Consider the following 13302-nt stretch of genomic DNA (forward strand, 5'->3'; position numbering starts at 1 on the left):
GGAGAAAAAAATGACAACTTTTCTTATTGGGCTAGCAATACTTATTATTGGCGGACTTATTTATGGAAAATACTGTGAGAGTGTTTTTGGTCCTGACGATAGACCTACGCCAGCTGTTAGTAAGGCTGATGGTGTAGACTATGTAGTAATGAAATCATGGAAAAACAGTTTAGTGCAATTATTAAACATAGCAGGTACTGGGCCTATTCTGGGACCTATCCAAGGTATTTTATTTGGACCTATAGCATTTTTAACTATACCCCTTGGATGTGTTCTTGCCGGTTCTATGCATGATTATTTCTCTGGAATGATCTCTATGAGAAATGGTGGAGCTCAAATGCCTAAGATGGTAAATAAGTACTTAGGCGGTGGGGTTCATAAGGTATACAATATTATTATGTGGGTATTGATGCTTTTAGTTGGAGCCGTTTTTGTTTATACACCTGGAGACTTAATAGTTACTGAGTTAATTGGCCAGGAAGCTGTTGCTTCAAATAAGGTATTGTGGATAGTATATGGTGCTATATTTCTTTATTATCTAATTGCAACCTTATTCCCAATAGATGCAATTATTGGTAAGGTGTATCCGGTGTTTGGTGGAATTCTTATACTATCAGCTGTTGGGGTTTTTGTAGGAATAATAATGGATGGTGGAGCGAATCTTACAAATTTAGCTTTAAATGCTAACATATTCTCTCAACATCCTTCTAAACTTCCATTTATGCCTATATTCTTTATCACTGTTGCCTGTGGTATAATGTCAGGATTCCATTCAAGTCAAGCAACATTACTTTCTAGAACTGTTAAGAGTGAAAAAGAAGGAAAAATGACATTCTTTAACATGATGTTAGTAGAAGGATTTATCGCCATGGTATGGGCTGCAGGAGCTATGATATTATTTAATAGAGGAACAGCTCTTGACACAAATGCAACTCTAATGATAGGTCTTGTTTCAAGAGAATTCCTAGGAAGTATAGGAGCAATCTTTGCGATTATCGGGGTTATAGTACTTCCTATAACATCAGGAGATACTGCATTTAGATCTTTAAGACTTATGATTGCAGAACAATTCAATATAGATCAAAGTGATGCTAAAAAGAGAGTCGCTGTTACTGCCGCTATATTTGTGCCAGCACTTCTAATATTAGGATATGCTAAATTAAATCCAGCTGGGTTTAACATACTATGGAGATACTTTGCTTGGACAAACCAAACAGTTGGAATATTTGCACTGGCAATGATTACAGTTTACCTATCTATTCATAAGAGAAACTATTGGATATCATTGATACCAGGTATGTTATATACATTTGTTATATCTAGTTATATCTTCCATGCTCCTATAGGATTTGGTTTAGAAGGCCGAATTGGTTCTATGTTTGGACTTAGCCCAGATAGTTATATGATTTCTTATGTATTAGGTGCAATTTGTGTATTACTTTACACATTTGGTATTTTTAAAAGAGCTTCTAATAAAGAAGAACAAATCTTACAAAATGCATTAGATTAAAATAGTATATAATTTAAACAGGATTACCTTTGAAAGTAATCCTGTTTTTTGTATGACTACAGCAGTAAATACTTAAAGGGACTATCCTTGATATTAGCGATAGTCCCTTTAATATTTAATGAAAGTTTGTATTTACTTTCACTTTCTATTTTGCTTCAACCTTGTTTTGTTTTAAAATATCTCTTATTTCTTCTAATAAAAGTTCTTCCTTTGATGGTTTCGGTGGTGCTTGTGGTGCAAATTTTTTAAACTCATTTAACATGAAATTCCTATCTTTGTAATAATTTTATTTGTTTTATCCTCTTATTAAATCTTTTATTCGTTTTTGTATATATTTTAAATCATAAGATATAAAATCTTTTTTTCCATTTACAATTATCGCTTCATCATCTATTCTATATTTTATAGTGAAATATCTTTTTTCTGCCTCTTCATCTATTTTATCACCATAACTATCATACTTTTCATATTTCCACTGTCTTCCCTCTTGATAAATAATAAAATTCAACTTACCTTCTTCTAAGTCTTGTTGTATTTCTTCCGCTAATTCCTGCAATCTCATTTAAAAACCTCCTGATAATCTCAGTTTATCTTTTACATAATTAAGATAATAAACTTTTGTGCTTCATATGTCAATAGGTTGAAATATAAATCATTATATATTATAAGCTCTGGCAATAATTTAATGTATACTACTCATTAATTTGGATAAGATGATATAGTTATTGTTTTAAATTAGTACCTTGCATTAAAAGGTAGTATATTATATAATGTACTAAAGAATATAATAGGGAGAGAAACTTATGAACATACAATTTAAAAAAGGCGTACTAGAACTTTGTGTTCTTTCCTTGCTAGTTAAAAGAGATTATTATGGCTATGAGTTAGTAGAGCATATTTCTATATTCATAAGCATATCTGAAGGAACTATCTACCCTTTACTTAGAAGATTTCGTACAGAGGGATATGTAACTACTTACTTACAAGAATCTCAAGAAGGTCCACCTAGAAAGTATTACAAAATAACTTCTAAAGGCAAGGAAGTATATGATGAATTAGAAATAGAATGGGAAAGTTTCGTTAATGGGGTTAATAATATTATAAGGGGTGTTTTTAATGAATAGAAAAGTATACTTAGAACAATTAAAATTTGCCTTACAAGGCATGCCTAATGATGAGTTGCAGGATATTTTGTATGACTACGAAGAACACTTTGACATAGGACTTTCTAAAGGAAAATCCGAAGCAGAAATTTCAAATGAATTAGGAGATCCTCAACAAGTTGCAAATAATTATAAAATAATATCTAATCCTGCTAATTATGATAAAAACTATAATAAAAATAACAATTATTCTAATGACAATACAAGCAAAATAATATCTAAAAAAATATTACCTATTTTAGCTGGAGTAACTATTGTGGTCTTTGGAGTTGGTCTACTATATTTAATGATAAGCAATAATTATAGACCTGGAAATTTTATGAATATTATGTCTATAGATGGAGTAGTAAAATCTGAAACTATTGATAAAAACATGACTGAAGGTATTAATGGAGTTAACAGCATTTCTGCTATTACCAGTTTTGTAGATATTAAAATTATTCCACAAGAAAGAGACGATGTAAGAATTTATTACCACGGAAGCATTATATCCAATATTGTACCAGATTTAAATGTAACCAAAGAACTAAATAATTTAAAGATAGAGTTGAAAACTCGAAAAAATATTTTTACAAGTGTACGTAAATCTGATTTAGTTTTAGAAATATTCGTTCCGACTACTTTTGATGGAAGTTATAATATAACTTCCTCTTCTGGCGATATAGATATAAGTGATTTAAAAGGAGAAAAGTTTAATATTAATGCTAGTTCTGGTGATATAGATATAAGTAATCTAAAAGGAGAAGAGTATAATATTTATGCTAGTTCTGGCGATATAGATATAAGTAATCTAAAAGGAGAAGAGTATAATATTAATGCTAGTTCTGGCGATATAGATGTAAAAAATATTAATGGTGAAACATTAAATATAGTAACTTCTTCTGGTAATATTAATGCACAAAACTGTATAGGTTATTTATATATGACTAGTAGCTCGGGTGATATTATATTAGATCTTGAAAATACATCTGGAAATATAGATTTATCTACATCTTCTGGAGATATGACATTAAAACTATCTGATAAATCAAACTATGCAGTTACAGGTTCAACTTCTTCAGGAACCTTTAAATCTAATATTCCAATGACTATAGATGAAAATAAGAGTGGTAGATTTAAGGGAACAATAGGTTCTGGAGATAAATATATTAAGATATCAACTTCATCTGGAGATGTTAGATTTGATAAAAGATAAATAAAGTTTAAAGGATATTTTATTGAATTTATCCGAGAGTATAGATAAATATTAAATATTAATAGGAGAAAAGGAAAAATTCGCTAATAATTTAGTGAATTTTTCCTTTTTATTATCTTCTTTTTTATATATTATGAATCTTAAAACCATTCTTTTATTAGAGCTCTATAAAAAAACACATGTCTAAATTTTCAATAATATAATCAATAGCCTAACTCCTTATTAACAATGATTACATGAATCCTTCCTTTCGCACTCTGTCTCTTAATTACTGTATATTCATTACAGATTCTACCCTCAGTTTTACAATCCATGCAATGCCCTACCTTTGTACAAGGATTATTTTTGTGAAGCCTTATATTATTAGCAGGGGCTGCCGTCTCCTCAACTCTTGAAATAGCCTGCTCTATATTTTTTACTAACTTATTGATTCCTACTACTACTATAACTTGATCTGGTCCATATAACATAGCTGCTACTCTGTTCCCATTTCCATCTACATTATAAAGTTCGCCATTTTCAGTAATAGCATTACTGCCTGTTAAGTATGTATTAGCAAAAAAACTCTGTCTAAAAATTTCTTTCATATCTGCAGGAGCTATACCTTCTTTATATCTATCTAAAAGTTTATAATTTCCCTTTCTAAGAAGATCAATAGCACCTATTTCAAAAAGTGTCATAGAACCCCCGATTCCTACTAAGCTTCCTTCTTCTACTAACTCTTTAATTTTTTCCAAGGCTTCCTTTTCTGTTTCTACATAATATCCACTCATATTGTTATTTTCTAAATTTTTTATGGTTCTTTGTACTCTAGCATCTACAATAAATTTAGCATTTGAATCCATTGCTTTCCACTCCCCATTTTTATACTATTATAACATATATAAATTATAATCTCAAAATTGATATGGTAAGTTTAATTTTTGGAATGACAGGATGTATTGTAAGAAATCAAAGTTCAGTACACAATACTATTACGGAAGGTCAGAAAGTGACTATTTGTTAATGGAACTAAATATATTCCTTCTTAATTCCCATACATTGCATCCAAAATTACTTACTGCCGTAATACTAGTATTGTTAACTGTATCATAACTCGATATAAAACTTACCCCTGGATCGCAACCTTGAAAATATGGTATATATGTATTATCTTCTATCTTACCAAGCCAAATACCATATCCATAGTATTCTGAATTACTGCTACTTTGTACACTTAACATCTGTTCCAACATTTTATTAGAAATAAGTTTTTCACTTAATAAATTTGACCAAAACTTATTTATATCTAAAACTGTAGTAAATCCTCCTCCTGCACCAGTTCCTTTAACATCTACACTATAAATATTGGTATAATATTCTCCACGTTGTTTGTCATATATATACGAGTTAGCACAATTTTCAGGTAATCTATCCAATTCATAGTAACCTGTATCAAACATACTACAAGGTTCAAAAACATTCTTTTTTAGGTATTCATCAAATAATTGACCTGTTAACTTTTCAATAATTAAACCTAATACAACAAAGCCAGTATTATTGTATTGAAATCTTTCTCCTGGTCGATACATCATAGCTTTGTTAATAAAAAGTGGTATTAAATCAGATGACTTCCTAATTTTATAGTTAGGATAATCTTTCCACAACTCATCATATTCACTCATTATACTTTCATCAAAGTAATCTGGAATTCCAGATGTATGACACAACAGTTGTCTAACTGTTATTCTCTTATCAATTTCCTTTAAACCAAAATCAAGTAAATTTCCTATGTTATCATCAAATCTTAATTTTCCACTTTCTATTAGTTGCAAAATGGCAACTGCAACAAAAACTTTTCCTGCCGAAGCAGTAGCAAATTTGGTATTAAGTTTATTAGGAATTTTATTGGACAAATCAGCATAACCATAGTTTTTTTCAAAAATCACAGTTCCATTTTTAACAACAGAAATACAGCCACTAAAATCTTTCTCTACCATCTCTTCAAATTCCATTTTTCTCCTCCATTTATATTAAATAATTTTTACTTCGCTATATTTTACTGATGTTTATTAGCATTATGCAAATCAATCTGTTACGTCTAAAAAGATGATACGCAATATAGTTTACTAAAAGATAATGCTTTTAACCTTTCTAATCTTTTTTATAGAGCTCACACAAAAATCCACTACCTCCAAATATAGAAATAATTGAACTAAATATTAAAGTGCTCTCATAAGTCATAGAAAAATTAGACCATATACCATCATTGAATAAAGTAAGTAATTATCAGAAGATGGTCTCGAATCCTTAGTTTGCCTAAACCGACCTCCTTCCATTTCTTCTAATAAAACTTGTGTAATATCGTGATTAGTTATTTCTATTTTCAAGCTATCTCTAGAACCTCGCTCTCCGATTTCTAGCATTTGAATCTTATTAGCTGAAGTTAGTACAGAAATATCAAATAATATTTCCATCTCTAAGGTTTGCTTAATTTCCCATGATCCACGAAATTGATCAAATATGGAAAATGCAACTTTCTTACCTACTCCTTTTCCTCTATAATTACGCATTATAAAAAAATCACTAATTACATTAGTTTTCTCTACTAAACTTAATACTGTAAACTCCTTAGGAACATCAAGAATAATAAAAGCAAACCCAGCGATTTCATCGTCAACTTTGACTATAAATGGGCGCCGATAATTATCTGTCCATTGATTATCTAAATACTTATATGAATATAACCCATGTTTATTTAATACATGTCCATCAAATTCACTAGAATCATATCAATATAACTGAATCAAATTATATAAAATAGTTTTATCTTCATATGGGACAAGCGTTACTTGAATATCCATTTTTAAGACTCCTCTCATACTTGTTTTAAATTTTAAAAGTTACACTAGTACATACCTATCTACAAATATGTATCAAATCATATTCTCACTATATGCTAATTATAACATTAATTTCAAAATATTGTATATCAGTAAAAACATCTGCTATCTTTCTTTAAAATTAGTATCTTTGTATATAAGTATATTTAGCTATAATGCCATTAAAGCTATTTTAAATTTTCTATGTACATTAATGTGTTAAATATCGAATTAAAAAAGCAGCTCAAAAATCAAACTACTTCTTTTTTATGTACTATTTTAAATTCATAAGTGTACTTGTACTTATTGGCATTTCTAAAATATCTTTATCCTTTATAGACTGTAAATAACGCCTTGTAGCTTATATTCTCATATTCTAATATCCTGTAATTTATCTAATGTTGCTATTTATACGGTACAATTTTGATACATTTTTGTATCAAAATCGTACCGGCTTTTTGTTGTTAATATTAAACTTGAAAATAGATGTCCCCTATAGTTCTGGCGAAGGTTTTATGACAATATAATTTAAACTAATTCGGAATTAGGAGTATAACATTTCAATATCAGAACTTAGAAAAAAACCTCGCAAAAACAATAAAAAACACCAGCCCTTAAGCTAGTGTAATTAATATTTAAAGTGAGCAAATCTATAAGCCGAGTTCTGTGTTAGACGATCATCTATCTAGGCCGGCTGTTACCAGACGGCTCAAGCAACCTACCACGGAACACGACGGGTCGCCGCTTTTTTGTTCCTACTTGGTCTTGCTCCAGGCGGGGTTTACATAGCAGACTAGTCACCTAGCCTCTGGTGAGCTCTTACCTCACCTTTCCAGCCTTACCAGACAGCTACAAGCTGTTCTCACCACAAACTCAATATTTCTACTGAGCAATGGTTCTGGCGGTATCTCTCTGTTGCACTTTCCTTGGGGTCGCCCCCACTGGGTGTTACCCAGCGCCTTACCCTATGGAGCTCGGACTTTCCTCGTTCACAGCATAGCTGTGCCCGCGATCATCTGACTTACTCACAATATTATTTTTTTAAAGTAGATTTTAATCATAACACTATTTAATCAAAATGTCAAAATGTAAAAAATGGTACCTATTTTTTGTCCATAGCTTCATTAGCTAATTGATCTGCCCTTTTATTTAACTCTCTACGTATATGTATAATTTCAAAACTCTTAAACTTTTTAACTAGTGGCATAACCATATTATACATTGGGATCATTCGTTCGTTTTTAACTTTATATTCTCCTTTAATTTGCTTTACTACTAGTTCGCTATCTAAATAGCATGTTAATTTTTCAATACCAATGTCTAGGGCGGCTTCTAGTCCACGGCTAAGAGCCTTATATTCTGCAACATTATTAGTTTGCTCTCCAACATATTGGCTAATTTCTCTTATTACATTTCCGTCTTTATCTTCTATAAGTATACCTATTCCTGCTATTCCTGGGTTACCCCTAGATCCTCCATCAGTATAAATTATCGCCTCTTTTAAGTCCATACAATCACCCTTTTAATATATTTTTAGTGTTATTATTATATATGTAATTAAAGTGTTTGAAAAGGATTAATGTCTATACTCGATGCTATAATATTTACATTTAATCCTCTTTTTCTTACTTCATCAGATAAATAGTCGGCTAAAAAGTTAGCAAAAAATTTTTCGCTATGGTAATGTTCAATATCAATTACATTTATTCCCTGGGAAATTGCATCTTGAGCATCGTGATACTTTACATCTCCAGTAATTACACATTGACAGCCTTCATAGATGGCGGACTGTATAAGATCTGCACCACTTCCATTAATTACAGCTACATTTTCAATAGTAGCCTCTAAATCTCCTGCTACTCTAATATATTTAATATTAATTTGTTCTTTAATTTCTGTTACCAGCCTAGCTAGTGTTTTAGGATTATTTAACCTTCCAACTCTTCCAATTCCATTGGATGGTTCTTCATCTTCTATAGAATAAATATTATTTCCTACTTCTTCTAAAATCTTTGTATCTTTTATATTTAATCTATCTGCAATATAATCGTTTAATCCTCCAGATGCTGCATCTATATTAGTATGGGCAGCATAAATACTAATATTGTTTTTAATAGCCTTATAAATAAGTTTTCCTTTCATATCTTCCTTTGTAATATTTTTTAATGGAGAGAAAATCATTGGATGGTGAGTAACAATCATATTAACATTATTTTTAATAGCCTCGTCTAAAATATCTTCTGTTATTTCTAGTGTTGTCAAAACAGCAGTTACACTATCTTCTTTACTTCCTAGCTGTAAACCTACATTATCCCATTTATATGCGTAGCTTAAAGGAGCTAAATTTTCGATAATCTGAGTTATATCGCCTACTTTTATAGACACTCAAGCACCTCCTCTAGTTTTTTTAGTTTAATATTCATCTCTTTTAATTTTTCAACTGAAGGCTCAGAGGCATTATTGGATATGTTTTCTATAACCATTTTTGTTGCTCTTATTTTCCCACTAATAAACTCAATAGCTAATGGTTTTGGATTACTATTTATGTGAAATCCAATTTCATAGCAAATTTGATCCCTTATTTCTTGTATTCCATGAGTTGCCACAATAATTTCATAAATATGATGGTCTTCTTTAACTAATAGATCCTTTTCTATAGTAAAGCCATTATTTATTAAATACTTTCTTAGTTCTGGTTGGGCTTGCATTGGCTGAAGAATTAAGGTATTAAGTTTTTCTACTACTTTCTTTGAAGTAGTTAATAAATCACTTATTAATAATCCACCCATACCTGCAACAATAACAGTATCTACTTCCCCAGGTTTTAAAATTGAAAGTCCACTTCCTAGTCTAGTTTCTGCCACGTCTGAAAGGGCATATTTTTGAATATTATTTTCAGCACTCTCTAAAGGTTTTTGGTTAATATCCCCTGCTATTACAAAGGGACTTATTTTATTTTTCAATAAATATATAGGAATATATCCATGATCTGTTCCTATATCAGCTACAACATCTCCTTCTATAACTTGATCTACTATTTTTTGTAATCTTGGAGTTAGTTTTATGCTCAATTCTAAATCACCTCTTTTAAATTTAGCTATTGAATTATCATTTACAAAAGGTACCATCATATTTTTTATAAACCTTCCCAAACTAATTGAAAGGAGGTTTCATCATGCCAAATACTAAAAAAAGACCTAAAAAAGTTATACGCCCAGAGGAATTGATAAGCTTTAGCTGGGGTGGAACAACTCAAGAATGGGAAGAAGAAGCGGATCAAATAATGCACATCTTACAAGACCAACTAGATAATCAAGAATCCGATGAAGAACTTCAGAATAAAATAGAATATGGACTTAGATGGAACTATTGGCATTAAATATATCCTAAATATTAACTACCTATTTTGTTAGTTTATTATCAAAAATAGATTCGCATTTTTGCGAATCTATTTTTCATTATATGAGAACGTATAAATTAAAAAATTATTAATTATCTTTAAAGAAGTAGAAGATTGGTAGTATTTAAGGCACTTGAAAATTCAGAGTAAATTTTGAGTGTACTATAAACCGATACAATACCATCAGACAAATTGTTATAAAGCGAAACTATATTTTTACTCTAAATAATCCTTTAACTTTTTACTTCGACTAGGGTGTCTAAGCTTTCTTAATGCTTTTGCTTCAATTTGTCTTATTCTCTCTCTTGTTACATCAAACTTTTTACCTACTTCTTCTAAGGTTCTTGCTCTACCGTCATCTAATCCGAAACGTAATCTTAATACTTTTTGTTCTCTAGGTGTTAGTGTATCCAATACCTCAACAAGTTGCTCTTTCAATAATGAAAATGCTGCTGCCTCTGCTGGAGCTGGTGCATCATCATCTGGAATAAAATCTCCTAAATGACTATCTTCTTCTTCACCAATAGGTGTTTCTAAAGAAACTGGTTCCTGAGCAATTTTAAGTATCTCTCGAACCTTGTCCTCTGAAAGATCCATTTCAACCGCAATTTCTTCTGGTCTTGGGTCTCTTCCTAACTCTTGTAACAACTGTCTTGATACACGAATCAATTTGTTAATTGTTTCAACCATATGAACGGGTATTCTAATAGTTCGGGCTTGATCCGCTATTGCTCTTGTAATTGCTTGACGTATCCACCATGTAGCATAGGTACTAAACTTAAATCCCTTTTTATAGTCAAACTTTTCTACAGCCTTAATAAGTCCTAAATTTCCTTCTTGAATTAAATCTAGAAAGAGCATACCTCTACCTACATATCGCTTTGCAATACTTACAACTAACCTTAAATTGGCTTCAACTAACTTTTTCTTTGCCTCTTCGTCTCCTGCATCCATTCTTTTTGCTAGATTAATTTCTTCTTCAGCAGATAATAAAGGCACTTTCCCAATTTCTTTTAAATACATTCTAACAGGATCATCTATATTGACCCCTTTTAGCAAACTAGCATCATCTTCAATATGTTCTTCTACTTCCATCTCCGGTTCTAATGCAGATTCATCAATATCTATGTCTTCATCTGTATCTTCCTTATCACCTACAATATCTATACCCATTGTAGCGAAGTGATCATATATTTCATCTATTTGATCCTTATCTAAATCGACATCCTCTAATACATCCATAATTTCGGAATAGGTAATCATCCCGCGCTTTTTACCTTTTTCTATTAGCTTTTGAATTGTCTGTTTTTTTGTATCTTTTATATTATCCAATGTTACACCCTCCCTTCATTACGCCTTCAGCTTTTGTATTTGTACATTCTTTCTCACTATTTCCATGCCTATATTTAGCAACTTGCTCTCAACCTCTTCCTTAGTTAAATTTGAATCTTTCATAATGCTATTTTGTTCTTCCTCTAATCTCTTTATATCGTAAAGTAACTTATATTTCTTTAAGTTAATAACATACTTTTCCAATGTATTATTTAACTCAATGTGCTTAATATCAGTTGACAATATCTGCTTTATATCTTCTTTTAAATGAGGAAGTATTTCTTCTATTTGCTTTTCATCAATGCTTTTCACGTTATCAGCTAAATATGCGACTATTTCTTGATGGCTCCAAACTGAAAAATCCTCCACAGATATACTATTCAATATATGTTGTATTAGTTTATTATCTGTAAGCATAAATTTTATTAACTGTTTTTCTGCAATAATATGTCCCTTTTGTTCTACTAAAGGAATTATTTCTATATACTTATTATCCCTTTTGTAGTTTGAACTATACTTAACGTTATTTCTATTCATTGATATGTTTTTAGACTTACCTAATACTTCTAGTTTTATAGCTTCTTTTGAGATGCCTGTCTCATTTGCGGCCTTTTCAATGTAGGCTTCTTTTTCTATTGGACTTTTAATATCTCTTATAATAACTGCAATTCTTTTTGCAAGTTTTACCTTATCTTCAATAGTATTACTAGAATACTTATTTTTGGCTAAAAGTATTTTATAATCTATTAGACTAATTGCATTATTAATTTGTTCCTTAAATGCTTCATTACCATAAAACTTTATGAAATCATCTGGATCTTTTCCTTCAGGTAAAGTCATAATTCTAAATTGACACTCTACTTCATTTAGTATATCAACACTCCTCATAGTTGCTTTTATACCTGCTGTATCTCCATCAAAACATATTATAACTTCATCACAATATTTTTTTAATAGTTGACCATGATATTTTGTTAAGGATGTGCCTAATGAGGCTACTACGTTTTTAAAACCTGCCTGATGCAGGGCTATTACATCCATATATCCTTCTACTAATATCATTTGTCTGTTATTAATATTTTTACGAGCAAAATTTAAACCGTAAAGTATATTGCTTTTATTAAATATTTTTGTTTCTGGAGAATTTAGATATTTTGGTAATGAATTATCCATTACCCTTCCACCAAAACCAACCACATCTCCACGTATATTGAATATAGGAAACATTATACGATTGCGAAAATAATCATAATATCCATTTTGTTTATTTGGTCTTATTAATCCGCACTTTTGGATATCACTTAACTGATAACCCTCCCTTTGTAAGTATAAAATAAGGTTGTCCCAGCTATTAATAGCATAACCTAATCCAAAGCTCGCTAAGGTTTTGGGATTTAGTCCCCTATTTACTAAATATTCTAAAGCTGGGTTAGGCTTTTTAGTCAAGTTACGATAGAAATATAGCCCTACTTTTCGATTAATTTCATAACAAAGATTCTTTTCTTTTATTTCTCTTTTTACTTCTTCTGAAGACTCTGTACTTTTGATTTCGATATTAGCTCGTTTCGCTAATAGTCTTACAGATTCTATAAAGTCTAAGTTTTCAATTTTCATAATAAAGCGAACCACATCGCCACCTTCGCCACAGCCAAAGCATTTGTAAATTTGCTTTTCACGATTTATAATAAAGGAAGGTGTGTTTTCACTATGAAAAGGGCATAGGGCTTTGTAAGAAGATCCTACTGATTTAACTTGTATATATTGCGAAATTACATCTATAATCTCATTACTGTCTTTTACTTCATTAATTAACTCTTCGGGAAAAAAATTCTCCATTATAA

General features: G+C 30.5%; 13 protein-coding genes and 1 other RNA gene. 4 read left to right on the forward strand and 10 right to left on the reverse strand.

All coding sequences use genetic code 11. The features are described from left to right. Positions 1-10: 10 nt before the first annotated feature. The gene (locus HYG84_RS14680; protein WP_212378490.1) at positions 11-1510 is read left to right on the forward strand and encodes a carbon starvation CstA family protein; all 1500 of its coding nucleotides are present in this window, start codon (positions 11-13) and stop codon (positions 1508-1510) included. Between the two features lie 295 nt (positions 1511-1805). Here the strand turns inward: HYG84_RS14680 and HYG84_RS14685 are convergent, their stop codons facing one another. Further along, positions 1806-2072 carry a hypothetical protein gene (locus HYG84_RS14685; RefSeq protein ID WP_212378492.1) on the reverse strand — a complete coding sequence of 89 codons (267 nt, stop codon included), beginning with the start codon at positions 2070-2072 and terminating at the stop codon, positions 1806-1808. A 241-nt stretch (positions 2073-2313) separates the two neighbouring features. Here HYG84_RS14685 and HYG84_RS14690 point away from each other — a divergent pair, with 241 nt between their 5' ends. After that, positions 2314-2634, forward strand: coding sequence for a PadR family transcriptional regulator (locus tag HYG84_RS14690; RefSeq protein WP_212378494.1), 321 nt, complete (start codon positions 2314-2316; stop codon positions 2632-2634). Beyond that, positions 2627-3868 carry a DUF4097 family beta strand repeat-containing protein gene (locus tag HYG84_RS14695; RefSeq protein WP_212378497.1) on the forward strand — a complete coding sequence of 414 codons (1242 nt, stop codon included), beginning with the start codon at positions 2627-2629 and terminating at the stop codon, positions 3866-3868. The genes HYG84_RS14690 and HYG84_RS14695 overlap by 8 nt, the downstream gene beginning before the upstream one ends. Positions 3869-4071: 203 nt before the next feature. On the opposite strand, the gene HYG84_RS14700 is transcribed toward HYG84_RS14695, so the two are convergent. The 7 genes from HYG84_RS14700 to HYG84_RS14730 all read right to left on the reverse strand — a co-directional run bounded on the left by HYG84_RS14700 (position 4072) and on the right by HYG84_RS14730 (position 9860). Further along, the gene (locus HYG84_RS14700) at positions 4072-4713 is read right to left on the reverse strand and encodes a lactate utilization protein (protein ID WP_212378499.1); all 642 of its coding nucleotides are present in this window, start codon (positions 4711-4713) and stop codon (positions 4072-4074) included. A gap of 150 nt (positions 4714-4863) precedes the next feature. After that, on the reverse strand, positions 4864-5862 hold the full coding sequence (locus HYG84_RS14705) for a serine hydrolase domain-containing protein (RefSeq protein WP_212378501.1): 999 nt from the start codon (positions 5860-5862) through the stop codon (positions 4864-4866). A 225-nt stretch (positions 5863-6087) separates the two neighbouring features. Then, entirely contained in the window at positions 6088-6537 is a 450-nt protein-coding gene (locus tag HYG84_RS14710; RefSeq protein ID WP_212382322.1) for a GNAT family N-acetyltransferase, read from the reverse strand. An 829-nt stretch (positions 6538-7366) separates the two neighbouring features. Beyond that, an RNA gene (rnpB, locus tag HYG84_RS14715) (RNase P RNA component class A) lies at positions 7367-7757 on the reverse strand. 74 nt (positions 7758-7831) lie between these two features. Beyond that, the gene (locus HYG84_RS14720) at positions 7832-8239 is read right to left on the reverse strand and encodes a ribonuclease HI family protein (RefSeq protein WP_212378503.1); all 408 of its coding nucleotides are present in this window, start codon (positions 8237-8239) and stop codon (positions 7832-7834) included. A 47-nt stretch (positions 8240-8286) separates the two neighbouring features. After that, complete coding sequence (locus HYG84_RS14725; protein WP_212378505.1) at positions 8287-9114, reverse strand: Nif3-like dinuclear metal center hexameric protein; 828 nt, start codon at positions 9112-9114, stop codon at positions 8287-8289. Beyond that, on the reverse strand, positions 9105-9860 hold the full coding sequence (locus HYG84_RS14730; protein ID WP_249168643.1) for a tRNA (adenine(22)-N(1))-methyltransferase: 756 nt from the start codon (positions 9858-9860) through the stop codon (positions 9105-9107). Before HYG84_RS14730 ends, HYG84_RS14725 begins: the two co-directional genes overlap by 10 nt. A 44-nt stretch (positions 9861-9904) precedes the next feature. On the opposite strand from HYG84_RS14730, the gene HYG84_RS14735 reads away from it, so the two are divergent. Then, on the forward strand, positions 9905-10108 hold the full coding sequence (locus tag HYG84_RS14735) for a hypothetical protein (protein WP_212378507.1): 204 nt from the start codon (positions 9905-9907) through the stop codon (positions 10106-10108). Positions 10109-10345: 237 nt separating this feature from the next. Here the strand turns inward: HYG84_RS14735 and rpoD are convergent, their stop codons facing one another. Both rpoD and dnaG read right to left on the reverse strand, forming a co-directional pair. Further along, positions 10346-11461 carry an RNA polymerase sigma factor RpoD gene (gene rpoD / locus HYG84_RS14740; protein WP_212378509.1) on the reverse strand — a complete coding sequence of 372 codons (1116 nt, stop codon included), beginning with the start codon at positions 11459-11461 and terminating at the stop codon, positions 10346-10348. Between the two features lie 18 nt (positions 11462-11479). After that, positions 11480-13297 (reverse strand): DNA primase, encoded by a 1818-nt coding sequence (gene dnaG, locus HYG84_RS14745; RefSeq protein WP_212378511.1) that lies wholly within the window; start codon positions 13295-13297, stop codon positions 11480-11482. Between the last annotated feature and the right edge of the window lie 5 nt (positions 13298-13302).

The sequence above is a fragment of the Alkaliphilus sp. B6464 genome (genome assembly GCF_018141165.1).
Taxonomy (GTDB): domain Bacteria; phylum Bacillota; class Clostridia; order Peptostreptococcales; family Natronincolaceae; genus Alkaliphilus_B.

Coding starts and splice junctions, on each gene's coding strand:
- HYG84_RS14700 (WP_212378499.1), bottom strand. CDS start 4,713: ATGGATTCAAATGCTAAATTTATTGTAGATGCTAGAGTACAAAGAACC.
- HYG84_RS14690 (WP_212378494.1), top strand. CDS start 2,314: ATGAACATACAATTTAAAAAAGGCGTACTAGAACTTTGTGTTCTTTCC.
- HYG84_RS14720 (WP_212378503.1), bottom strand. CDS start 8,239: ATGGACTTAAAAGAGGCGATAATTTATACTGATGGAGGATCTAGGGGT.
- dnaG (WP_212378511.1), bottom strand. CDS start 13,297: ATGGAGAATTTTTTTCCCGAAGAGTTAATTAATGAAGTAAAAGACAGT.
- HYG84_RS14680 (WP_212378490.1), top strand. CDS start 11: ATGACAACTTTTCTTATTGGGCTAGCAATACTTATTATTGGCGGACTT.
- HYG84_RS14685 (WP_212378492.1), bottom strand. CDS start 2,072: ATGAGATTGCAGGAATTAGCGGAAGAAATACAACAAGACTTAGAAGAA.
- HYG84_RS14695 (WP_212378497.1), top strand. CDS start 2,627: ATGAATAGAAAAGTATACTTAGAACAATTAAAATTTGCCTTACAAGGC.
- HYG84_RS14705 (WP_212378501.1), bottom strand. CDS start 5,862: ATGGAATTTGAAGAGATGGTAGAGAAAGATTTTAGTGGCTGTATTTCT.
- HYG84_RS14730 (WP_249168643.1), bottom strand. CDS start 9,860: ATGATGGTACCTTTTGTAAATGATAATTCAATAGCTAAATTTAAAAGA.
- HYG84_RS14735 (WP_212378507.1), top strand. CDS start 9,905: ATGCCAAATACTAAAAAAAGACCTAAAAAAGTTATACGCCCAGAGGAA.